The sequence below is a fragment of the Prosthecobacter gellanilyticus genome (assembly GCF_007992435.1).
GTDB lineage: Bacteria > Verrucomicrobiota > Verrucomicrobiia > Verrucomicrobiales > Verrucomicrobiaceae > Prosthecobacter > Prosthecobacter gellanilyticus.
This window is the reverse complement of record NZ_BKAG01000001.1, coordinates 325,200-348,173: the sequence shown is the minus strand read 5'-3', so window position 1 is coordinate 348,173 and position 22,974 is coordinate 325,200. Positions and strand designations below refer to the sequence as shown.

At 60.2% G+C, this 22,974-nt stretch carries 20 protein-coding genes; 7 read left to right on the top strand and 13 right to left on the bottom strand.

What is annotated here, in order from left to right:
• The first annotated feature begins 201 nt into the window (after positions 1-201).
• From BGE01nite_RS01320 to BGE01nite_RS01310, 3 genes are all read left to right on the top strand, one after another.
• Positions 202-2,262: a DEAD/DEAH box helicase gene (locus BGE01nite_RS01320; protein WP_146848446.1), complete on the top strand. Its 2,061-nt coding sequence runs from the start codon at positions 202-204 to the stop codon at positions 2,260-2,262.
• A gap of 25 nt (positions 2,263-2,287) precedes the next feature.
• On the top strand, positions 2,288-2,524 hold the full coding sequence (locus BGE01nite_RS01315) for a hypothetical protein (protein ID WP_146848445.1): 237 nt from the start codon (positions 2,288-2,290) through the stop codon (positions 2,522-2,524).
• A 166-nt stretch (positions 2,525-2,690) separates the two neighbouring features.
• Complete coding sequence (locus BGE01nite_RS01310) at positions 2,691-5,336, top strand: DUF6797 domain-containing protein (RefSeq protein ID WP_246145636.1); 2,646 nt, start codon at positions 2,691-2,693, stop codon at positions 5,334-5,336.
• Positions 5,337-5,371: 35 nt separating this feature from the next.
• Here the strand turns inward: BGE01nite_RS01310 and BGE01nite_RS01305 are convergent, their stop codons facing one another.
• On the bottom strand, positions 5,372-6,478 hold the full coding sequence (locus tag BGE01nite_RS01305; RefSeq protein ID WP_146848443.1) for a hypothetical protein: 1,107 nt from the start codon (positions 6,476-6,478) through the stop codon (positions 5,372-5,374).
• Between the two features lie 174 nt (positions 6,479-6,652).
• Between BGE01nite_RS01305 and rplU the strand changes: the two genes are divergently transcribed.
• A complete protein-coding gene (gene rplU / locus BGE01nite_RS01300; protein ID WP_146848442.1) occupies positions 6,653-6,967 on the top strand; it encodes a 50S ribosomal protein L21 in 315 nt (104 codons plus the stop codon).
• Positions 6,968-7,006: 39 nt separating this feature from the next.
• Positions 7,007-7,264: a 50S ribosomal protein L27 gene (gene rpmA, locus BGE01nite_RS01295; RefSeq protein ID WP_146848441.1), complete on the top strand. Its 258-nt coding sequence runs from the start codon at positions 7,007-7,009 to the stop codon at positions 7,262-7,264.
• A 163-nt stretch (positions 7,265-7,427) separates the two neighbouring features.
• On the opposite strand, the gene BGE01nite_RS01290 is transcribed toward rpmA, so the two are convergent.
• Positions 7,428-7,868: a hypothetical protein gene (locus tag BGE01nite_RS01290; protein WP_146848440.1), complete on the bottom strand. Its 441-nt coding sequence runs from the start codon at positions 7,866-7,868 to the stop codon at positions 7,428-7,430.
• A gap of 136 nt (positions 7,869-8,004) precedes the next feature.
• Between BGE01nite_RS01290 and BGE01nite_RS01285 the strand changes: the two genes are divergently transcribed.
• Complete coding sequence (locus BGE01nite_RS01285; protein ID WP_146848439.1) at positions 8,005-10,008, top strand: prolyl oligopeptidase family serine peptidase; 2,004 nt, start codon at positions 8,005-8,007, stop codon at positions 10,006-10,008.
• 109 nt (positions 10,009-10,117) lie between these two features.
• Here the strand turns inward: BGE01nite_RS01285 and msrA are convergent, their stop codons facing one another.
• Complete coding sequence (gene msrA / locus BGE01nite_RS01280) at positions 10,118-10,747, bottom strand: peptide-methionine (S)-S-oxide reductase MsrA (RefSeq protein ID WP_146848438.1); 630 nt, start codon at positions 10,745-10,747, stop codon at positions 10,118-10,120.
• A 124-nt stretch (positions 10,748-10,871) separates the two neighbouring features.
• Entirely contained in the window at positions 10,872-11,363 is a 492-nt protein-coding gene (locus tag BGE01nite_RS01275) for a DUF3592 domain-containing protein (RefSeq protein WP_146848437.1), read from the bottom strand.
• Between the two features lie 161 nt (positions 11,364-11,524).
• On the opposite strand from BGE01nite_RS01275, the gene BGE01nite_RS01270 reads away from it, so the two are divergent.
• On the top strand, positions 11,525-13,264 hold the full coding sequence (locus BGE01nite_RS01270; RefSeq protein ID WP_146848436.1) for an ATP-binding cassette domain-containing protein: 1,740 nt from the start codon (positions 11,525-11,527) through the stop codon (positions 13,262-13,264).
• 198 nt (positions 13,265-13,462) lie between these two features.
• Here the strand turns inward: BGE01nite_RS01270 and BGE01nite_RS01265 are convergent, their stop codons facing one another.
• The 9 genes from BGE01nite_RS01265 to BGE01nite_RS01225 all read right to left on the bottom strand — a co-directional run bounded on the left by BGE01nite_RS01265 (position 13,463) and on the right by BGE01nite_RS01225 (position 22,947).
• A complete protein-coding gene (locus BGE01nite_RS01265; RefSeq protein ID WP_146848435.1) occupies positions 13,463-13,843 on the bottom strand; it encodes a globin domain-containing protein in 381 nt (126 codons plus the stop codon).
• A 17-nt stretch (positions 13,844-13,860) separates the two neighbouring features.
• Positions 13,861-15,087: an outer membrane protein assembly factor BamB family protein gene (locus tag BGE01nite_RS01260; RefSeq protein ID WP_146848434.1), complete on the bottom strand. Its 1,227-nt coding sequence runs from the start codon at positions 15,085-15,087 to the stop codon at positions 13,861-13,863.
• A 94-nt stretch (positions 15,088-15,181) separates the two neighbouring features.
• The gene (locus BGE01nite_RS01255) at positions 15,182-15,835 is read right to left on the bottom strand and encodes a DUF6891 domain-containing protein (RefSeq protein ID WP_146848433.1); all 654 of its coding nucleotides are present in this window, start codon (positions 15,833-15,835) and stop codon (positions 15,182-15,184) included.
• A gap of 47 nt (positions 15,836-15,882) precedes the next feature.
• Positions 15,883-16,305, bottom strand: coding sequence for a VOC family protein (locus BGE01nite_RS01250; RefSeq protein WP_146848432.1), 423 nt, complete (start codon positions 16,303-16,305; stop codon positions 15,883-15,885).
• A 20-nt stretch (positions 16,306-16,325) separates the two neighbouring features.
• Positions 16,326-16,739: a VOC family protein gene (locus BGE01nite_RS01245; protein ID WP_218032867.1), complete on the bottom strand. Its 414-nt coding sequence runs from the start codon at positions 16,737-16,739 to the stop codon at positions 16,326-16,328.
• 8 nt (positions 16,740-16,747) lie between these two features.
• Positions 16,748-17,203: a hypothetical protein gene (locus tag BGE01nite_RS01240; protein ID WP_146848431.1), complete on the bottom strand. Its 456-nt coding sequence runs from the start codon at positions 17,201-17,203 to the stop codon at positions 16,748-16,750.
• A 40-nt stretch (positions 17,204-17,243) separates the two neighbouring features.
• Positions 17,244-17,714, bottom strand: a complete 471-nt coding sequence (locus BGE01nite_RS01235; protein WP_146848430.1) for a DUF2314 domain-containing protein — start codon at positions 17,712-17,714, stop codon at positions 17,244-17,246.
• Positions 17,715-17,773: 59 nt separating this feature from the next.
• Complete coding sequence (locus BGE01nite_RS01230) at positions 17,774-18,052, bottom strand: pentapeptide repeat-containing protein (protein WP_170266514.1); 279 nt, start codon at positions 18,050-18,052, stop codon at positions 17,774-17,776.
• A gap of 98 nt (positions 18,053-18,150) precedes the next feature.
• Positions 18,151-22,947: a cadherin-like beta sandwich domain-containing protein gene (locus tag BGE01nite_RS01225; RefSeq protein WP_146848428.1), complete on the bottom strand. Its 4,797-nt coding sequence runs from the start codon at positions 22,945-22,947 to the stop codon at positions 18,151-18,153.
• Between the last annotated feature and the right edge of the window lie 27 nt (positions 22,948-22,974).

Here is a 22,974-nt window from a genome sequence, read left to right as displayed (position 1 = left end):
ATTGCGGGCTTGCTTTTATGAGGATGTGTGGGAATATCGCGACCGGTTTTTCCGGCTTCTACCCTTTTGGGGCCGATGTTTGCCTTGTAGCCCGCCATGGTTTGGCGGTGTCCCCGTCCCGCTGCGTGCAGGACGCTTTTACGGCGGACGGGTTGCCCATTCACTGGAGCCTTTCTGCCGGTTTTTAGACAAGGACACTACATGGAAAAGACATTCGCCGATCTCGGCCTCTCCCCTGAACTGCTCGCGGCCATCCAGGCCCAGGGCTTCGAACAACCCTCCCCCATCCAGGCGGAGGCCATCCCCGTGGCCCTGACCGGCCGTGACGTGGTGGGCCAGAGCCAGACCGGCTCCGGCAAAACGCTGGCTTTTGGCCTGCCCGCCATCCAGCTCGCTGATCCCACAGACCGCCGCACGCAGGTGCTGATCCTGTGCCCCACCCGTGAACTGGCCATGCAGGTCTGCGCGGAAATCCACAAGGTGGTGAGCTTTAAAGAAGGTCTGCGCGCCACGCCGGTCTACGGCGGCGCCTCGTATGACCGCCAGATCCGCGCCCTGCAGGCCGGATCCCAGATCGTGGTCGGCACTCCGGGCCGTATCCAGGACTTCGTGGACCGTGGCACCCTGCGCCTCGACGGCCTGAAAGTGCTGGTCTTTGATGAAGCGGACGAGATGCTCGACATGGGCTTCGCCGAAGACATCGAGAAGCTGATGGAATCTCTGCCGAAGGAGCGCCAGACGATCTTCTTCTCCGCCACCTTTGACCCACGCATCCGCCGCCTGATCGACCGGTACACGAACAACGCGGCAACGATCACGATCCAGCAGAAGGCGCTGACGGTGCCGACGATCGAGCAGCGCTACTATGAAGTGCAGGGCCGCAGCAAAACGGAAGTGCTCTGCCGCGTGCTGGACCTGGAAGACCCGCGCCTAACCATCGTTTTCGCGAACACGAAGAAGGCGGTGGATGATGTGGTGGACTCCCTCATGGCCCGTGGTTATGCCGCTGACCGTCTGCATGGTGATTTGAACCAGATGATGCGTGAGCGCGTGATGCGGAACTTCCGCAGCGGCAACGTGGAAGTGCTGGTGGCCACGGACGTGGCCGCACGTGGTCTCGACGTGAACGACATCGACCTCATCGTGAACTATGAGCTGCCGTATGACACGGAAGACTATGTGCACCGTATCGGACGCACAGGCCGTGCGGGACGCAAGGGCACCGCAGTGAGCCTAGTGGCAGGCCGTGAGATCTACCTCATGCAGCGCATCCAGCGCTTCACGAATGCGAAGGTGGACCGCACGAAGGTGCCATCCCAGGAAGAGGTGGAGACGAAGCTCGTGGACCAGAGCTTTGAGAAGCTCAAGGCCACGCTGGAAGCCGGCACCTACACGAAGCATGAACACACCACCCAGCGCCTGCTGGACGCGGGTTTTGACATGACGGATGTGGTCAGCGCCCTGCTGGATCTGTGGATGAAGGAAGGCTCCCGTGAAGGTGAGCAGATCATGGAAGACCGTGCTTCCGCGAAGAAAGACCGCCCGCAGCGCGAATTCGTTCCGCGTGAAGGTGGTGCTGAAGGCGCCCAGCAAGGCGGTGATGGCGCGCCCCGCCCCGCCCGCCCAGGTCCTGCAGGCCCGCGTCCGGCGGCTGAAGGCATGAAGCGCCTCTTCATCAACATCGGCGGCATGGACAATGCCCGCCCAGGCGACATCGCCGGCATCATTTACAACACCTGCCAGATCCCGGCGGGCAGCATTGGCAGCATCGATGTGCTGCCGAAGTGCAGCTTCGTGGAGATCCCTGAGGCACTGGCTCCGGCCGTGCTGACGAGCATCGAAGGCGCGACCTTCCGTGGTCGTGACGTGCGGATGGACATGGCCGATCGTGAAGGCAGCGCTGGCGCAGCCAACTGGGCCCCACGCCCTCCTCGTCGTGATGAAGGCCCGGCACGTGACGAAGGCCCGCGTCGTGAAGATGTGGGTGGCGGTTACGGCGGTGGTGGTGGCGGCGGCTACGGTGGCAAACCACGCTTCGGCGGTGGTGGCGGTGGCTATGGTGGCAAGCCAGGCGGCGGCTACGGTGGTGGTGGCGGCGGCGGATTCAAAGGCGGCCCTGGTGGTGGCTTCAAGAAGCCCTACGGCCCACGTCGTGACGATGCGGGTGGCGGCTTTGGCGGCGGCAGGCGCTTTGGAAACAACCCAGGTGCTGGCGGCTTCAAGCCTCGTCGCTGGGACAGCGGTCAGGGTGCTGGGGATTGATTGATACCCACCCTCTCCTTGTCTTATGACTTCTGGAGCCCTGTTCGCTGACATCAGCGGATGGGGCTTCGTCTTTCTGTGCCTGCTCTCAGGGCGCTGGGGCTGGCTGGTGGCGCTGCTCTGGGGTCTCATCGTCTGGCAGCTCAGGCATTCCCGTCATCTGGCGGCTGCCTGGGCCATGCTGATCTTCCTGCCTCGGGGCATGTTCTCGGCGATCATGAGCACCATCTATCTCATGTTCGTGGTGGGTTCCTCGCGATAACGGTTTCAAGGCATTGACAGAGAGGGCAGGTTTCGGGTGTTCTCAGGGGATGCGTTTTGTTCCGGCCGTACTTTCTGTCCTTTGCGTCCTTTCTGTCCTTCCAGCACGAGGTCAGTCAGCACCTCATCTCGACGCCAAGGGGAATCCCTCGCCGTGGGGAGAGTGGGTGGAGCCGGATTTTCCGTTCTTCAGCAGTGTGCTGGACTGCCGTGAGCTGGGGGAAGGTTTTCCGAAGGACAACCTGACACCGCGTGGGCTGATCCTGAATCTCGGGCACAATCTGTGGGCCTGCTACGACACGGAACTGCTGCGCATTGCCTGCATCTGGGAGGGCGAGGCGGGCAAGCCGCCGATCACCATGACGGCGCTGGCGACGGGATCCTACTATGTCGCCGGTCAGAAGACGAAGGACGGCCAGGAGGATCTGCCAAAGCCGGTGGGGAAGGTGTGGCTGGCAAATGGTCTGTATCCGGGCTGGCAGTTGGGTGACAAGCCGACCTTCACAGATCCACGTGAGCCTGCGCCGAGCCAGGAGGAGGTGGGCAGGGGGCCGATGGCGGACGTTCGTTTTACTCGCGTGCGTCCTTTCGAGGGTGGCGTGGAAATCGGTGTCCGCCTGTTTGGTCTCGAAGCTCAGTGCACGGTGATGGGCCTTCCAGAAGCGAGCTTCTTTGGTCAGACCTGGGAGCTGCCCGACCACAAGCAACCGCTGGTGATGTGCATCGGGAGAACTCGCGATTATCGAGAGGGCAAACTTACGGCTGAGAAGTTTGAGGTGAACAACCTCGGCCCGTTGCTGGCGAAGTATGACGAGTTCTGCTCTCTCCAGATCAGCATGACCTCGGGTCCGAAGGGCACGCTCCGCCGTTCTGCCGATGGTTACTTTTGGCTAGAACTTCCCCCTTCGGAGGAAGGGCACATCTTTGATATCAGTCTGGTGGATGGCAAACCGGGGATTGTCAGTGATGAGGCGAAGGAGGCGGACGGCAAGCCACGCTGGACCGAGGTCGTCGCCACCCAGGGCGAGCTCTCCAAATCCACGGACGCCTACGTGGTGGATACCATCCCGCTACCGGTGCCGAATCCTTGGAAGCGGAATGTGCGGCTCGCGGACATTGCCTTTCTCAATGATCACGGGGATGCGGCCGGGGTGACTTTTGATGGGGATGTTTGGCTGATCTCAGGGCTGAAGGGTGATCTGGAGAAGGTGACGTGGAAGCGCTTCGCCAGCGGCTTGCACGAACCCATGAGCATCGTGGCACGCCCAGCGAATCAGGAATCAGGAATCAAAGATCAGGAATTGTTCGTCTTCGACCGCAGCGGGATCTGGAAGCTGATGGACACGAATGGTGACAAGGAGTGCGACCGGTATGAGATGTTCTGCAATCTCTTCGCGCAGACGGCGGAGACGCGGGAGTTTCCGAACTCGATGAAGCTGGGGCCGAATGGTGAGCTCTACATTTCCAAAGGCGGACAGGAAGGTGCCACACGCGGCAAGCACAATGGCACGGTGATCAAGATCGCGCCGGATGGAAAATCATTCGACATTATTGGTTATGGCTTGCGGCAGCCGTTCATTGGCGTGCATCCGCAGACGGGCATGGTCACGGCGAGTGATCAGCAGGGCAACTATGTGCCTTCGACACCGCTGCAGCTCATCCAGAAGCATCACTTCTATGGGCACATTCCGACGATCGCGAAGAAGGAAAAGTATCCTGAGGCGATCACGGAACCGCTGACCTGGATCCCGCATCCGGTGAATCCCAGCGGTGCTACACAAACGTGGATGGTGGGCGCGAAGATGGGGCCGCTGAATGATGAGCTCATTCATGTGGGGTATCACCGGCCGGAGTTGTTTCGTGTGCTGATGAAGGTTCCTGAGCTGCAAGTGGAAGGTGCGCATCGTCCGACAACAACCGTGGTGAGTTTCACGCGTGATCTGGAGATCCCGCCGCTGAATGCGCAGGTGAATCCGGCGGATGGCCAGCTCTATGTGGTGGGCTTCCAGGTGTGGGGCACGGTGGCAACGAAACTCAGTGGTCTCACGCGTGTGCGCTGGACGGGCAAGGAGCGTGTGCTGCTGAAGGATCTGACGCCGACGGACAAGGGCATCCTGATGCGCTTCAACGCGAAGCTGGATCCAAAGCTGGCCACGGATCCCGCGAGCTACAGCGCGGAGCGCTGGAACTACCAGCGCACGGCGGAATATGGCAGTCCGCACTTAAAGTTAGACGGCAGCGCCGGTCAGGAGTTCATGACGGCGAGCAGTGCCTATCTCAGCGAGGATGGCATGAGCGTGCTGGTGGGCTTTCCCGCGATGAAGGCGGTGAATCAAATGCGGTTAGGCTGGGGCCTGAAGAGCGTGGATGGATCAAAGGCGGAGAACACGGCGTATTTCACGCCTTGGGAGCTCATGCCGTTTGATGGCGTGAAGGAAGGCTTTGGCAAGATTGAGGTCGATCTGACACCACGCGCCGCCGCTGCTGTTGTCGCGGTGAAACCCACGGCGGAGGAAGGGGCACGGCTATACCAGATGTTTGGCTGCATGGCCTGTCACAGCATTGATGGCAGTCTGGTGGGCAAAGTCGGACCGAGCTGGAAGGGTCTGTTTGGCAGCGAGCGCGAGATCGCCAAAGGCGCGAAGGGGAAGTTCAAGGCGGATGCGACGTATCTGCGTGAGTCGATCCTGAATCCGAGCGCAAAGGTGGTGAAGGGCTTTGAGAAGTTCGACACCGGGATGCCGATTTATAACGGCATCTTGAATGACTCGCAGATTGAGAGTCTCATCCTGTACATTGAGACGCTGAAGTAAGCTAGGCAGAGGAGTCTCTTGCGAGCGTTTGTGCTCTAACCCAGCACCGGTGGCTTCGCGTGCAGGTAGTCCAGCCACTGAGAAGGTGAGCCGGTTTTACCATCTTCGGCGGCGTGGACGAGGTTCGTCAGCTCACGAGCCGTCACGAAGTGGTAGTGGAAGCCGGGAGTCGTTTGCGCAAAGCTGGCAAGATCGCGGTAGAAGCGCTGCATGGCCTCACCGAGGAGGATCTTGTAGTTCTTTGAGATTCCGCCGTGGGTGTGCAGCTTGATGAAGATCCAGGGGGCGCCGTTTTTCACTCTCGGGCAGAGTTCCAGCCAGAGGCGGAAGCGTTCCAAGGTGGGCGGGTTGCTGCCGGAGGCATCGCCATTTTCCAGGCGGGGAATGAGGCCCCATTTCCGGCGCTGCCAGTTCAGGCCGAGGGGACCCTGGATGAGCAGGAGATGGTCCTCCAGATTGCGTAGCTTGGCGGTTTGATCGACCTCCACCGGTGTGCCGGTGTCGTGGGACTTGGGCAGGCCGTCTTCGCGGGCGTAGTAGGTGGCGTTGATGGTACTGGTCTGGCAGGGATCCGGCGCCGAAGGGAGGGTCATGTCCACGTAGCAGCCGGTGCGGCGCAGAACCTCCAGCTCATTGGGCACGCCGCACTTCCGGCCGCTGGGGTGGGAGTGGTCCAGGGCCCAGTTCCCATGAATGAAGGCGTATTTGGCCCGGCCCGAGGCGGCATCCCGGCTCAGGAGACCGTGGCTGGCGAAGTCGGCGATGCCTTTTTCCAGCTTCGCGATGAGGGTGGCCTCCGTGTCGTTGTCGTGGTGGAGGTGGATCTCCACCTCGCTGCCGGTTTGGTGGCAAAGATCCGCCAGGGGGGCGAGCAGAGAGGGCTCGTACTTCTCGATCGGGTAGAAAAAGGAGTGCCGGGGGCCGCGCCCGGAGCTGTCCTGGTGACTGCTCACCAGTCCGGGCCAGGTGGCCTGCCAGTGGGCGACCGCTTTTTGAGCCCCGGCGAGATCGGTATCGTGCAGAGGCTCGTAGTGATCGCAGACGGCGATGCAGGCGTGCAGGGGCCGGTCCGGGGAGATGCGGACGGGATGCCTGCGAAAACGCAGGTAAGGAAGCAGCCACTGTTGAGCGCCACGGAGCATGATTTCGCCCTCCTTTGGAGTGGTCCGGAGGGGCTGGCAAGAGGGGAGGAAGCCTTGTACGTAAAAAACTGGTTGCCGTAACCATCTTTGATGGCACTATGCGCGCCCCCTGCCGCCTGGGCACTCGTTCCCCCCTGCTCTGCGGCTTTTTCACCCTTCTAAAAGTCACAGTTTATGGCATACGCAATCATCAAGACCGGCGGCAAGCAGTATAAAGTCTCCGTGGGCGACAAGCTCGACGTGGAAAAGCTCGAAGTTGCCGAGGGCGAAATCGCCTCCTTCGATCAGGTCCTCGCCGCAGGCGAAGGCGCCTCCCTCACGATCGGCGCTCCGATCATCGCTGGTGCCACCGTGCAGGCGAAGGTGCTGAGCCAGTTCAAGGGCGAGAAGGTCACCGCCTTCAAGTTCAAGAAGCGCAAGGGCTACCACAAGACCAAGGGCCACCGCCAGCCGCTGACGAAGGTGCAGGTCACCGCGATCAACGCGTAATCCTTTTTCAATTCAACACTTACTCAGGAGAACACACTCATGGCTCATAAGAAAGGTCAAGGTTCCGTCAAAAACGGTCGCGATAGCAACAGCAAGCGTCTCGGCGTGAAGAAATTCGGTGGTGAAGTCGTCATCGGCGGCAACATCATCATCCGCCAGCGTGGCACGAAGTGGACCCCAGGTCGCAATGTCGGCATCGGCAAGGACCACACCATCTTCTCCCTCGTGGAAGGCCGCGTGCGCTTCGACCAGGACGGTCGCCGCGTGAACGTGGACGAAGCTGTGCTTGAGGCTTAATTCGCCTCGCTCAATAGCATTTTAAAAAGCGGATCCGGTTTCGGGTCCGCTTTTTTGTTCGCGGGTGGGTGGGTGACCCCCAGATCTTTTAACCACTAATGGACACTGATTTACACTAATGGTCCAAACCCTCTGATGCTTGGTCATTAGTGCCCATCAGCGGTTAACAAGGTTTTGTTTCGCTGGATGCTGGCACGGGCAGCAGGAGGTGGAGCTCGGTGAGGCTGCGGTAGTATTCCATTTGGGGGCGCGAGGGGTCGATGCCGTATTGGCGGATCATGGCGCCGAAGCTGGGGCCGATCTGGTCGGTCTTGCTGGTCCAGTCGAGCATCTTGAGGCGTGCGCAGGGGCCGGCGGCGATCTCGGTGATGGTGAAGCCCAGCGCGGCGAATCTGCGCTCCTCGATCTCGCTGTCAGGCAGGAGACCAGCGTGGTAGTCCAGAGCCCCGTCCTTCTCATACACCAGACCGTAAAAGCGGCGGCCTTTGAGGGTTTTGAGGTGTGATTCGATCGACGTGAAAGCCTCGCGATTGCCTTCCGGGAACTGCTTGGATCTCGCGGTGATCAGACGCAAGGCGGGCTGCTGGATGAGGGTCGCGTTCATGTGAACGGTAGACTGCCTGAAAAAGCCGGTGCGTGGCAAGCTCAACGTGGTGAAGGCATGAGGCGGGCAGGATTCCACCTCACCGCACAAATCCCGAATGATTCGGATTCATCTGCGTATACTAGCGCTTCCGTTCATGACCTTCCGAATCCTACCCTTGCTCATCGTTTCGACCGCTCTCGCTGACGGTCCCAAAGACAACGCCACCGATAATGTCCGCCCCATTCCGCCTCCAGGAGTCGCGGTTCCCGAAGCCGATGCCAAGGCCCTGCAGCAGGGCTTGAGCGAACTGCGCACTGCCATCGATGCGGCGGTCAAAGCGCAGGCGAAGAACCCGAAGCTCGCGGATCTGCTGCCGGACGTGGAAGTGTATCACAAGGCTGTCGATTGGGCGCTGAAGTACAACGAAGTGCATAAACTGCCCGAGGTAAAGTCCGCGCAGGAAATCATCGCCGAAGGCAAGCTGCGTGCCGAGCAGCTCAAGAACGGCCAGCATCCGTGGACCACTCAGAAGGGCCTCGTCGTGCGCGGCTATCGCTCGAAGGTCGATGGCTCTGTGCAGCCTTATGGCATGGTCATTCCCGAGAGCTACAGCGGCGCTCCCTCACGTCTCGATGCCTGGTGCCATGGCCGTGGCGAGACTTTGAGCGAGCTCAGCTTTCTCGACCAGCGTCGCAAGCAGGTGGGCAATGTGGCTCCGGCGAATGCGCTCGTGCTGCATCCCTATGGTCGCTACTGCTGCGCGAACAAGTTTGCTGGTGAAGTGGACCTCATTGAGGCCATCGATCACGCGAAAAAGTTCTACGCTATTGATGAAGACCGCACCATCATCCGCGGCTTCAGCATGGGCGGTGCTGCCGCATGGCAGTTCGCCGTGAACCATGCGGACAAATGGTGTGCCGCGAACCCTGGTGCCGGCTTTGCCGAGACACCGGAGTTCCTCAATGTCTTCCAGAGCGAGGACGTGTCAAAAATCCCGGTGTATGAGAAGACGCTCTGGCATTGGTACAATGCCACCGACAGCGCGCTGAACCTCTTCAACCTGCCCACCGTGGCTTACAGTGGTGAGATCGACCGCCAGAAGCAGGCGGCGGACATCATGGAGAAGTATCTCCGCATGGAGAACATCGAGCTCGAGCACATCATCGGCCCGCAGACCGCGCACAAGATCCATCCGGACTCGCTGATCGAGATCGAAAAGCGTCTCGCAGCCATTGCTGCGGTGGGTCGTGATCGGACACCGAAGGAGATCCACTTCGCCACCTGGTTCCTCCGGTATAACAAAATGCATTGGATCACCGTGGATGAGCTGGAGAAGCACTGGGAGCGCACTCGTGTGCATGCCGAGATCACCGGTGAAAACGAAGTGACCCTCAAGACGCAGAACGTCACCGCCATCACCATCGACATGGCTCCCGGTCACTGCCCCTTCAGCGTGCGTGAGAAGCCCAGCGTGAAGATTGACGGTGCCACTCTGGAAGTCGTGCGCCCGAAAACGGATCGCTCCTGGACCGTTCATCTCCGCCGCGTCGGTGGCAAGTGGCAGCAGGCACTCACGGCTCATGAAGAAGGCAAACTCGTCAAACAGCACGGTCTCTCCGGCCCGATCGATGATGCCTTCATGGACAGCTTCCTTTTCGTGAAGCCCACGGGCGCAGCGATCAATGACAAGGTGGGTGCCTGGACCAAGGCTGAGATGGAACGCGCGAGCTTCGAATGGCGCCGCCAGTTCCGTGGCGATGCTCCTGCGAAGGATGACAAGGCCATCACCGATGCCGACATCGCCGCGAACAACCTCATTCTCTGGGGCGATCCGCAGAGCAATGCCGTGCTGGCCAAGGTCATCGCCAAACTGCCTATCAAGTGGGCGGACGGCAAGCTCGAGGCGAATGGCAAAAGCTATGACGCCACCACGCATGCGCCTGTGCTGGTGTATCCGAACCCGCTGAATCCGAAGCGCTATGTCGTCATCAACAGCAGCTTCACGTATCGCGAATATGACTACCTGAACAACGCGCGCCAGGTGGCCAAGCTGCCAGATTGGGCGGTGGTGGACTTCACCCAGCCGAAGAGCAGCCGTGCTCCGGGTGGCGTTCCTGATGCGGGCTTCTTTGATGAGGCCTGGCAGTGGAAGAAGTGATCCAGGCGACACCCCTATAAAGAGAAACCCCAAAGTCCGATCTCGGCACTTTGGGGTTTCTTGTTTTAGATCTGCGCTCGTTCCGCAAAGAAGGTTATGCGGGCTGCTCTCAGTGTGTTTTCGCCGCTTCGTTCAGCTTGGCTTTCTCTTCGAGCTTCTTCTTGAACTTGGCCACCTTCGGGCCCACGACCACGCGGCAGTAACCGGCGTTGGGATTGTTGGCGAAGTAGTCCTGGTGGTAGTCTTCGGCAGGATAAAACTTCTTCAGCGGCACAATCTCCGTGACGATCTTGCCGGGGGCATCCTTTGCCGCTTCGGCCATGGACGCCTCGGCAATCTTCTTCTGCTCCTCACTGGTGTACATGATGGTGGAGCGGTACTGCGTGCCTTCATCATTACCCTGGCGGTTCAGCGTGGTCGGATCATGGGCGAGCCAGAAGAGGTCGATGATGTCCTTGTAGCTGATGATGTCCGGATCGTACTGGATCTCGATCACTTCCGCGTGGCCAGTTTCGCCGGTGCAGACCTGCTTGTAGGTCGGGTTGTCCACGTTGCCGCCGGCATAGCCGCTGATGACCTTTTTCACCCCTTTCAGCATCTTGTACTGGCCTTCTGTGCACCAGAAGCAGCCGCCACCGATGATGGCAGACTCGGTTTTGCCCGAGGAAGGGGCATCTGCGGCTAGAGCGGACGAGGCAAGGAGGGACATGGCGGAGAAGAGGGTAAGGAGCTTTTTCATGGTCGCGAGGGGGGAGGTTGTTCACCGTTCAGACGACAACACAACCGTTACGAAGGTCACCATCCTTTCAGATGAAAGAGGTTTCGGTGAATGAGAGACCTGCCATTCCTCAGTATTCCGGGTATCACCTTGGCTTTTTGCGCCGACGCAGGAGCCAGAAGGCACCTCCCAGAGAAAGCGTCGTCACGGTCAGGCCCACCAACATCGGCGCCCAGAGCTGACGAAAGGATTCCACCTTGGCCACTTTGGGGTTGGAGGCCAGATAGAGAATGGGGTGCTTGTCCCCTACCTTCGGTACGTTGTAAAACATGGCGGAGATCTTGGTCAGCTCGGATTTCCCCCCTGCCGTGGTGAAGCGCATCATCATGTCATAGGTCACGCCGCCGCCTCTCTTCACATAGCGCGTGGTGCCCGTCTTGCTGTCATAGACCCGGTCCGTGGTGGTGCGGCTGTGTTTCTCGATCACCTCCTCCACCACGCCTTCCGTGCGCTGTCCGGAGGCCAGCAGCCTGCCTTCCTTGCTGACTAATGACGCGATGCAGCCCAGGCCGCAGAGCAGGAGCAGGGTGCCGAAGAAGGGGCGCATCCAGCGGGGCGGAGGTGAAGTGGATTTCATGACGGGCGGAAAAGACAGGGTGAGGTGGAACCCTTTCAATCTGCGCTTCCTCGTCCCACATGCCATCCGACCTTGGCCGGATCAGGATTGCGATCATCCCAGCAACGATCCGCAACAATCGTGCTTGCCTCTGAATTGGCCTTCTGGCCTAAGATCACCTCATGCTCGAAGCGAACAATGTCGGTCTCGAAGTGGATGCTCCTCCCGGATCCGAGGAGGAGAGTCTGCATCTTTTGCAGGAGGTGGCCTTCAGCGTGCCGCAGGGGCATCTCATGGCCATCGTGGGTCCATCCGGTTGCGGCAAGACCACGTTGCTGAAGGTCATTGCCGGCATCGTGGAGCAGACGAACGGTGAGCTGAAGTGGGAGGGCAGGGACCTGAAGGAAGAGGAAGACCTGCATCCGGGAGAGCTTGGCTACGTGCCGCAGTTCAGTGTCGCCCATGATCTGCTCACGGTGGAGGAGTGCGTGGCGAACAGCATGTCCCTCCGCACGCAGCTTCCCGGCACGGATGAGTTTGAGCCGAAGCTGGACAAGGTTCTGGAGCTGACCGGCCTAACCGAGTTAGCCGAAAGACGTGTCAAGGTGCTCTCCGGCGGTCAGAAGCGAAGGCTGGGTCTGGCACTGGAACTCGTCACGAATCCCTGCCTGCTGCTCTGTGACGAGGTCACCAGCGGCCTCGATCCCAAATCAGAGCGCGAGATCACGGATCTGCTGAAGGTGCTGTCACGTGAGAACCCGCGCCGTCTCGTGATCAACGTCACGCACAGCCTCGCCAGCCTTGAGGCCTTTGATAGCGTCCTCGTAATGTACAAGGGCCGGCTTGTGTATCACGGCCCGCCAAAACTGCTGACGCATTACTTCACGGTCGATCATCCGGAGGAGGTGTATCTGCGCCTCACACAGCGTGACACCCAGGCCTGGCATGAGTCCTGGCAGAAGAAGCGTGAATACTATGAAAAGATGCTGCTCGAGAGCGCGCCCGAGCAGCCAAAGCGAAGGGATGACGGAGAGCCTGAAGATGAAACCATCTCGCCGGAAGAACTCCCCGGTTTGTTCAGCCAGGTCTTCACCCTTTTGCATCGCCGCTGGACGATCTTCCGCCGTGACTCAGGCCAGGTATGGCTGCATCTGGCCATGCTGTTTGGCTTCCCGCTGCTGGTGGTGATCTTTGCGCTCGATGGCATCAAGCCTTTAAAACAGCTCAGCCAGCGTCAGGACAGCAACATGCTCTATGAGCTGCAGCAGAAGAGTGAACACATGGTGCAGCAGCTCAATGCTGGCGGCCTCGTCAGCGGTCTCGTGATGCTGCAGGTGGTCCTCGTGACCTTGATGGCCAGCAACAATGCCGCGCGTGAGATTGCCGGTGAGCGCCTGATCCTTGAGCGCGAAAAACTCGGAGGGCTCAGCACCACGGCGTATGTGATCAGCAAGGTGTTCTTTCTCGGGGTTTTCGTGCTCGCGCAGAGTGTGTGGATGGGGATCTTTGTCGACATGGTCACCGGTGGTTTGCCCGGGCACCTGCTGACAAAGCTCGTGCTGCTCGTGCTCGTCTCCGCGGCCATGACCAGTGTCTGCCTTGGCATCAGCGCCATGTGCCGCACGCCGGAGAAGGCCACCATCCTCAGCATCTACCTCGTCGGTTTTCAGCTTCCGCTTTCCGGGGCTGTGCTGAGTCTTCCGGATTGGATCGAGGGAGCGGTGAATCCCTTCATCGCCGCGTTCTGGGCGTGGTCCGGCAGTCTCCGCAGCATGAGTGACACGGCTTTTTACGATGCCGTGAAGCGTGTCACGGAAACGAGCCTCGTCTCATCGGAACTCGCTGCGTTTGTGCTCCTGGCCCACATCATCATCGGCCTCAGCATGACGTATGTCGGCAGCAAGGGCAGCCAGTGGGAGTGATGCTACGATCTGCGCGAAGCGTCGTGGAAAGCGGTGGGACGCTCAAGCGCGACACCGCTGTCTGCGCAGAAAAGTCTTTGTAGTTAGGTGGCATTGTGTGCGCACAAGAGCGGTGTCGACGATGCAAGGGTGCCCTTGCATCTCTGCCACCGCACTCCGGGACGCTCCGCGATTTCCACGCCAGGAGAACTCTAACACCTACTCCGGCCGGTTACGCATCATGTCCGCCACCTGCGTGAAGAAAGGAATCATCACCTCCGCGGCCTCTTCAGAGATGCCGGTCTCGCGCATGGACTCGCCCATGAGCTTCAGCCATTGGTCACGCTCCGCCATACCGATGGAGAAAGGAATATGCCGCATGCGCAGGCGTGGATGACCGCGCTCCTCGATGTAGGTCTGCGGTCCGCCGAAGCGATAGACGATGAAGTCCGCCAGACGCTTCTCCGCACCTGCCCAGTCATCCTGCGGATACATGCGACCAATCAGCGCATCCTCACGCACACGACGATAAAACGCGGCCACGGTGGCGCGGAGTTTTTCCTCACCCACATGCTGGTTCAGGGTATCGATCGTGATCATTCTCTGAGCGCTATAGATCAGTTCAGCTTCAGTGCCACCAGCTTCTCGGCATCGCGCAAATACAGCACACCATCCGCAAGGGCTGCATGGCAGCGATGCCCCGCACGCGTGACCTGCACCGCCGCAAGTTTTTCATACTTTGCCGGGTTGGCGCGCACCAGCCAGAGCTCGCCCATTTCGGTAAACACAAGCAGCTTGTCATTCACCACGATCATCGTTCCACCGCGCACTTCTTCCTCATCTTCCCAGGCAACTTTGCCGGTGGCGATTTCAATGCAGCGCAGCTTCATGCCGCTCTCCTGGCGGCCGTGGAAACCGTAGAGATAGTCTCCGACTCGCACCGGGGTGGCATAGTGGCAGTCCAGCGTGTCCTCCTTTTGCCAGATCTCGGCAAAGCTGCTCTGCATGACCCCGAGCAGATGCGCGCCGACTCCATAGCCTGCGGACACCAGCCAGCGGTCATCGCCACAAGCCACCGGCGTGGCCGCATTGACAGAGGCATCCATGCTGGAGCGCAGCTTGCGTGAGGTGATCACCTTGCCGTCTGTCGTGTCTACTAACCAAAGTTGGTTACGCATCCAGGCCAGCAGACGCTTGTCATCCACCATCACCGGAGAGGCATAGCCCGCCTCATCCTCCACACTCGTCCAGGCCACCTTGCCACTCGCAGTGTCCAATGCCACCAGCCCGGCGGGTTTGCCATCCTTGGTGCCACCAGCCGCGATGATCACCTTGTCTCCCACCACCAACGGTGATGGCGCACGGCCAAAGAAACCCTGGCCAGACTGCAGTGCTGAGGCGGTGTCAAAAATCCAAAGCTCCTTGCCATCGTTCAAGCTCATCGCCGTCACACGGCCTTCGGGACCGAAGGTGAACACGCGATCTCCAGCCACCGCAGGCACCGCACGCGGACCGTTGTCGAAGCCAAAGCTATCCACATAATCGGTGATGTAGACGGTGCGCCAGAGCGGCTTGCCGGTGGCTGCATCCAGAGCCTCGGCGGTCATGTCACTGCCCTCGCGGTGAAACAGGATCACCTTGCCACCCACAACCACAGGTCCCGCGAAGCCTGAGCCTGCGGACTTCTCCCACAGCGGCTTCAAGTCGCCTGACAAACTATCTGGCAGCGCTTTCTCTTTCGCGTCCGCATGGCCATTGCGCTGCGGCCCAAAAAACTGCGGCCAGTCAGCAGCAGAGGCAAAGTGGGCGGTGAGGACAAGACAAGCGGCGAGCGGCAAACGCATAGTGGTAAGGTAGACGTCGACTCTCGAAAGAGTTCTCCGAAAAGAAAGGACGGAGTGAAGGAAGTCCTGTCGGCTATATCGGCAGCCTCCAGCCTCACCGGCCTCCGCGATATCGTCGCCTCCACTCGATCGCGGGAATGTGGATCCGCTGTTCTGATGAGCCGCTCCACTCCAGCACGAATCCCACCCGCTCCAGTTCTTCTTTGAGAGCCATGCCAATCTTGATCTTCTCAGGACTTGCCTTGTCCAGGTGGTCAAACGCAATCATGAGGCCGCCACCGCAGACAGCTCTCTCAAGGTCCTGACCATGGTAAAAACAGTAGCCGATATATTTGTGCCCCGGCCTGGCTGATAAAATCTCGAACGCATCCTGATGGCCGTCTGACATGGTGTACCCCGCATTCTGCAAACCCAGAACACCGCGCTGTTCCAAGGCCCGGAAGGCGGCATCCAGGCGATCGCAGTCTGTCTGTGCAGGCCACGTTTTCTCGGCCTCCTGTTTCTTTGCGAATTCGGGGCCGACTGCTCCACGTAGCTGTTCCTCGTGGGCATCTTCTTCGAGAATGTCGTCGATCATTGAGTCGACCTCGTCGCGATCGTAAAAACCTGACCATACCCAGCTATGGATGGCATTCAGGATGTATTTGTCAGTGTCGTTCCATTCTTGTTCCATGGCCGTCTTGGTGTCTTGGCGATTCGTAGCTTTGTCGTCACATGATGGGAGAGCACCGAGAAGAACGGTGATCATAAGCAAGGCTGCACACTTCATTTCGGGAGCAGAGTATGGCCGTCAACTTACTCTTCTGGCAGAAGCTGCGGATTCCAGACGATCTCCCAGAGATGCTGGTCGGGATCTTGGAAGTAGCCAGAGTAGCCGCCCCAGAAAGTGTCCTGGGCAGGCTTTACAATGGTGGCACCCGCCGCACTGGCCTGCGCCATCACCTCGTCCACCTCAGCCTTGCTGGCCACGTTGTGACCGAGCGAACCATTGACCGAGATCGTCTGGCTGACTGGTATGCCCGTGTCATGACTCAGGCTGTCGCGTGGCCAGAGGGCCAGCTTCACATGAGCCTGCAGATCCAGAAACGCCACCGCGCCATACTCAAACTCCTGCCCGATGATGCCCGGCGTGGGCAAACCGAGGCCGTCGCGATAAAAGCGCAGCGAACGCTCGAGGTCCTCCACGGCCAGGGTGATGACGGTGATGCGTGGTTTCATGGGTATGAAAATGTTATTCGTTAGGCTTTGGAGCACTTCGGTTCCAGCAGGTCCCAGAGATTGCCATAAAGGTCCTGAAACACCGCCACCGTACCATACGAATGCTCCACGGGATCGCGCACAAAAGTGATGCCCTGTGCCTTGTAGCGCTCATAGTCGCGCCGGAAGTCATTCGTGTAGAGAAACAGGAACACCCGCCCGCCTGTCTGCGTGCCGACACGAGCCTCTTGATCAGACGTGGAAGCTCTGGCGAGCAACAAGCGCGACTCCACCGCCCCTGGAGGTGAGACCACCACCCAGCGCTTGTCCTGCTGCGGCACATACGAATCTTCGATGAGCTGAAACCCCAGCTTGCCCACAAAGAACGCCAGCGCCTCGTCATAGTCACGAACAACGAGGGACACCAAGCCGAGAGATTGCTGGATCTGGGACATGCAGAGAATCACTCCTGATAGGGAGCGAAATCAATCTCCGCAATCAAGGCATCCGTGGCGGCCACGCTGAAGCGGACCCAACTTCCTCTTGTTTCCAGCTTTACCTTTGCCTGCGGGTCCATGGCTTGAAAAGCTGCCACCAACCGGCGCATGTAGTCGACCACTTCCGGATGAGGTTTCGAGATTCCCCGCTCGGCCAAGCTCACACGTCCCCTATAAACCTTCAGGTAGTGATGGGCCGGCAGATCGCTGTCGCAGTGGCTGCCTTGTCGCTGAATCTTGGCTTCCAAAGCCACAAGCAACCGACTTTGGATGACCGTCTTGGATTCAGCAGAATCCTTTGCCACATGCTCTGCGACTGAGATGCCGGTGGGCACATGGGTGGCTTCCATAGTGGAACCTTTTCCGGGGCCAAGATAGAGGTGACTGATTCTGATGTCGTCCGAGTTCAGCGAGCTTTTCATACAATGTGGGGCAAGCACCCTTTCCGCGAAAGCAAAGAGCTCACTTCTCTTTCGCAGACTCAGTCTCACGCTTTTCCACCACATCTGTGGTGTAGCCTCCTTGCTTGGCGCCGTCCTTGGAGAGGATCACCCAGTCACTGACCTCATCTGGCAGGGGAGCGATGATGTCTCCCTTCTTGTGCTTTTTGATGGCCACTGGTTCCACGGCCAGACGGCCCAGCAGTCCGGGATCATTCCATTTCACGGGCTCCAGCCAGACATGCTCTGTCTCGCCGCCCTCGGTGATCTTCACCTTCAACAGGTAGCGTTTGTTGGCCTCTGGCCTCTGGATGGCGCGGACAAAGGTCATCAGAGTATCGCGTGCTTTCTTTTGAGCTGCGATCATCTCCGGGTCCTTCGAATCAATCCCTGCCACGTCTTCCCGTTCGGGATGCTTTTTGACCTTGTCTTCGGCAAGGGTGAGGCCGGTGGTTCCAGCGAGAAGGATGGCAGCAAAGATGGAGTGCTTCATGGATGGGTGATCGATCAAATGGGAGTCAGTCTGTCGGGCGCATCATGTAATGGTCAGACTCAAGCTTGCTGGTTCTGATACACCCGCAGCAACTCCGTGACCGGAATGCCATCAATAAGCATGCCTTCGTAGCAGGCGTCCTCAAGGACCATGTGGGAGCAGTTGGCGTTGCGGATGGTCACATTCGTGAGCGCGACATCCTCAAAGTTGGTGTTGGAGAGGTTGACGTCCACGAACTCGGCGCTGGAGAGATTCACGTCATGGAATCTGGATCCTTGGAGGTTCGTGTTGATGAACTCGGAGCCGCTCGCGTCGGCGTTTTTGATCTTATATTTCACGATGCGAAAAGAGAGAGGTTGATCCGGCTGACACTCTGACCGCGGGATGGTGCAGACAGAGAGTGCCGGAATCAAGCCTCGAGTCTTTTGCATTCAACTCACTTCGCCTGCCAGCTTACCAGGCCGCTCTCACCGAGGTAGTTCAGCGTGGCAGGCTTGGAGCTCATGAAGTAACCATGACCACCTTTGTTCGCGCCTTTCTGCAGGAGTACGCCCTGCCACTTGGGCTTGCTGCCGTCGGTATGGGTGAAGTCACCGCTGATGAGGCCGGTGGCGGGGACCAGCTTCAGGCTGAAGCTCTTGTCACTGAGCGGGGCATTGGAGGTCTTGTCGTCCGGGGTGAGGTTGACGAACTTGGTGATGCCATTGCTGAGCAGGCCGCCGGTGAAGATGAGGTTGGTGTTGCCCAGGGTCGCATCCACCGCACCCAGACCGGTGAAGACAGAAGCAGGCGGCGGGGTGTATTTGCTGGCCAGCATGTCCACGAAGATGCCCTCGCTCCAGCCATACGGATACCACTGGGCAGGCTGGTAAGGGCGGAACCACAGCATGTTCATCGCAGTCGCATCACTGTCCGTCTGGCTTTCATCGAGGACGGCATCCACGGCGATGCAACCTTTGTTAGAATACAGGGACTGGTACACAGGCCAGTGGTTGGCCTGGGAGAGATTGCCACTGAAGGTCACGGGGGTGTCATCCGCGAGTTTGCCGGCCATGCTCACGAGGCCGTTGGCCTGCACTTTGAAAGAGACGAAGCCATCGCCAGCCGGATAATCATGCTGGGTGAAACCCGCGCCCTGGCTGGCGCGTGCCTTGAGCCGTCCTGTGTAGCTTTTCACGTAGCTGACGGGCACGCTGGCGTTCTTGCCATTGTAGGCGTGACGGTCGGCGGTGACCTTGAACTCGGCAGTGATGTCTCCGCGATACATCTCAGTCAGTGTGCCCGTGATCGTCTTGGTCGCGCCGGTCAGATCAGCCTGCAGCGCGAGCAGCAGAGGCAGCTTGCCGGGGCGGACCAGAGTCATGGTCGTGGCCCGGGTGGGGCCGAAGCGAGCCACGCCGGTGTTATCACTCTGGGCAGTGAATGGAAGGGTGAGGCCATCCAGCTTCACATTGCCGCTCAGCGCACCGGTGGTGGTCAGCTTGGCAGTGCAGAGACCGGTGCTGGCATGACTCATCACGGTGCCGCCCGCAGGCTGGGTGCCGGAGGCAAGGATGAGACCGCTGAAATCACCCGTGAGCTCCGGTTTGAAGGGATTGATGATGAACTTCGCGGTGAGCGTGAGGCCCGGCTGCATGATGAAGGTCAGCTTCGGCAATTCCGCGCTGGCGGGAGTGATGCACGTGCCGGCCATGTTGTTCACGGTCCAGCCGTCAAAGACGTGGCCAGCCTTGGCCTTGGCCGTGATCGAGTAGCTCTTGCCGCTCTGACGTGCGGACGTGGGCACGAAGCCGGCATCGACTCCACCCGAATTCACCGGGCCGCTCACTCCCACAGTGAGGGTACGCAGATGCGTGAACGAGCGCGTGGCCGGCGCGGAGACATTGCCTTTGAAGTCCAGAGCACGGGCTTTGACGGCATTCGGGCCGTTCAGAGGAGTGACGTTGATCGTCCAGGTCGTGCTTGTGCCACCGATGCTGGCAAGCGTGGCATCCGTGAAACTCACGCCGTTGTTGACGGACACCTGCACCTTTGCCACGCCGATGTTGTCCGTGGCGGTGCCTGAGATGATGACAGGCAGCGTGTCCACAATGGTTGCATTATTGGTTGGGGAAGTGATCGCGACCGCAGGCTTGGTGGTCTCCGTCGCTGAAGCCGGTGGAAGAATGATGACCGTAGCAGTGGTGGCTGCGCCGAGTGATGCTCCTGCGCTGGGATTGGCCAGCGAGATGGTGAAGACTTTCGCGGTGGTCGTGGTGGCTCCGGCGGCAATGGGGATCATCACATGCGCTTCGCTGACGGTGTCCGCCAGAGGAACGGCGGTGCCGCTCTGCGCGGTGTACAGCGCGGGTGCCGTGGCGCTGCCATCACTACTGCTGAGGGTGCAGCTGATGGCTCCGGCGTTGCTGACGCTGCGACTGATGATGATGTCCGCCGCGCTGCCTGCGGCACTGCTGGCGACGATGTAGACCGGGCTGGCAAAAGCGAGCATGCCGCTTCCAGGCAGGTGCGCGGTGACTGTGTAGGATTTCGTCGTCACGCCATCTTCGGCAGTGACCAGGATGTTGATCGCGTTGTCGCCCACCTGAAGGGTGATGCTGCCGCTGGCACTGCCGGAGGCCACCGCGTTGTCATTGACCTTGATGGTCGCGCCGGAGTCCGCCTTCGTCGGGGTGACGGTCATGGAGACTGTGCCGGCAGGGATGTCCGCCGTGTAGCTGGTGGTAGCCGCGTCAAAGCCAGGCGTGAGCCCACCGGAGCTGAGTGTCAGCGCCGAGAGATCCGCGTTCGTCTTCGGCGGGGTATAGACATAGGCCGCGCCCTGGTCAGCACCGGCGGCCTCGGCGAGGGGCGCGCCAACCGCGACGGTGGTTCCGTCCAGGCCGACCGCCGTGCCGAACTTGTCCGCAGCCACGGGTGTGGGATTGAGGAGCGTGGCGATGGGAGTGCCGGGGGTACCGCTGCTCAGATCATAGATGTGGACGTTGCCAGCATCCGTCGCACCGCTGTCATTGTTGGGAGTGCCCACCACCAGGCGGTTGCCGGAGAGCGCGATCATCGTGCCAAAGGCATGACTGCTTGCGGGGCTTGGGTGGGTGAGGGTAAGCACCGGCACACTGGGTGTTCCACCGCTGACATCATAGACATACACGCAGCCGGCATCCGTCGCACCCGTGTCATCCGACGGGGAGCTGACGACCACGCGAGCGCCCTCAATGGCCAACGATGTGCCAAAGTGATCGGACGCGAGAGACCCGGAGCCGGGGTTGCTGAGCGTGGTCACCGGCACGGTGGGCGTGCCGCTGGTCATGTCATACACATAAACGCTGCCTGCGTCTGTGCCCCCGGTGTCATCGTTGTGAGCACCGATCACCACCCGCGTGCCTGAGATGGCGACGGCCGCGCCAAAGAGGTCACTCAGGCCTGCGTCCGGGTTGTTCAGGGTCGCCATGGGCACGGTGGGCGTGCCACCAGCCAGGTCATAGACATAGGCGGAACCGGAGTTGGTCTGGCCCACATCCTCATTCGGAGTGCCCACGACAACGCGCATGCCGGAGATGGCGACCGTAGTTCCGAAATTGTCTCCCTGGGTAGGATTAGGATTGGTAAGAGTGAAGGCCGGCACCGTGGGCGTGCCACTGCTCAAATCATACACATAGGCGATACCGGCGGAGGGTGCGCCAGTGAAGTCACCCGGAGTGCCGATCACCAGCTTGCTGCCCGAGAAAGAGATGGAGGTACCAAAGAGGCCGTTATTGGCCGGGAGGGGATTGACGAGAGTGAAGACAGGCACGGTGGGCGTGGAGCTGTTCCGGTCATAGATCTTCACGCAGCCTGAGTAGACATTGTCCACCGCCAGACGCTGGCGCGGGGTGCCGACCGCCACGAGACTGCCGGACACTGCTACCGCCGATCCGGAGCGGAGGTCCGTCTCGACCTCCGGGGCATTAATGCTAGAGACCGGTGTCGTGGGTGTGGCGGAGGTCAGATCATAGAGATAGGCACTGCCGGCGTCCGGCGCACCGGTATTGTCATAAGGTGCCCCGATGAGAATCTGGTCACCAGAAAGGACACAGGCATGCCCAAAGCGGTCCTGAACCTGCGGTGTCGGGTTATGAAAAGCACGCACGGGCACGGTGGGCGTGCCGCCGCTGAGATCGTACAAGAAGGCACTGCCCGCCGCCATGGCACCGACGCTGTTGACGTATGCTCCGGCCAGAAGCCGGCTGCCGTGGAGAGAAAGAGAGGAACCGAAGGCCCCCTGGCTGGTGGCTGGAGTGGTGAGCGTGTGGACCGGCACGGTGGGCGTACCGCTGGCCAGATCATAGACGAAGACATTGCCACCATTGTTGACGGCACTGCTGTCCCCTGCGGCACCCACGGCCACACGATCTCCCAAGATGGCCACCGCGAATCCAAATTGGTCGCCGGATCCAGGGGCGGGGTTGTTCAGGGTGGTCACCGGCACCGTGGGGGTGCCGCTGGTCATGTCATACACATAGGTCGTGCCAGAGCTGCTCGCCCCGGTGTCGTCCAACCGGGCGCCGACGACCACACGTGAGCCTGAGATCGCCACGGCATAGCCGAACTGGTCGCTGGCCACGGCAGCCGGGTCGGCCAGCGTCAGGACGGGCACGGCGGGCGTGCCGCTGCCCAGATCAAACACATAGGCCGAGCCAGCATCCGTGGCCGCGGTATCATCATTGAAGGCGCCCACCACCAGGTGCGTGCTGGAGAGCGCGACCGCATTGCCGAAGTTGTCCAGGTTCGCTGGCGCTGGGTTGTTGATCGTCAGCGCCGGCACTGTCGGGGTGGCACCTGCCAGATCATACACATAGACCGCACCCGCGCTGGAGGCCTCGCCTGAGGCTCCCACGACCAGGCGCGTGCCGACGAGGGCGATGCAAAATCCGAACGCGTCATTAGCGGTCGGGTTGGGATTGGGAATGACATGCAGTAATTCACCGGTGCTCCTGTTCAGAACTCTAACTGAACCCGGCCCGGGGACGACGGTGGTGAATGCAGGCACTGCCACAGCCATGAGCGCGCCGTCCATGGCGACCCCATAGCCCAGGTATCGGCCAGTCTGAAGGCCAGGCGGTGGCAGCAGAGACTCCCGGAGCAAAAAAGGCGGCACTTGCGCATGGGAACTGGTGGCCATGAGCAGCCCCAGCAACAGGCTGATGCTGAGACGGAGCGTCCGTAGTGCGTAAGGGAGGTGGGTCGTCTTCATGAGCGTGTCGCGATGGAGGTTTGTTAA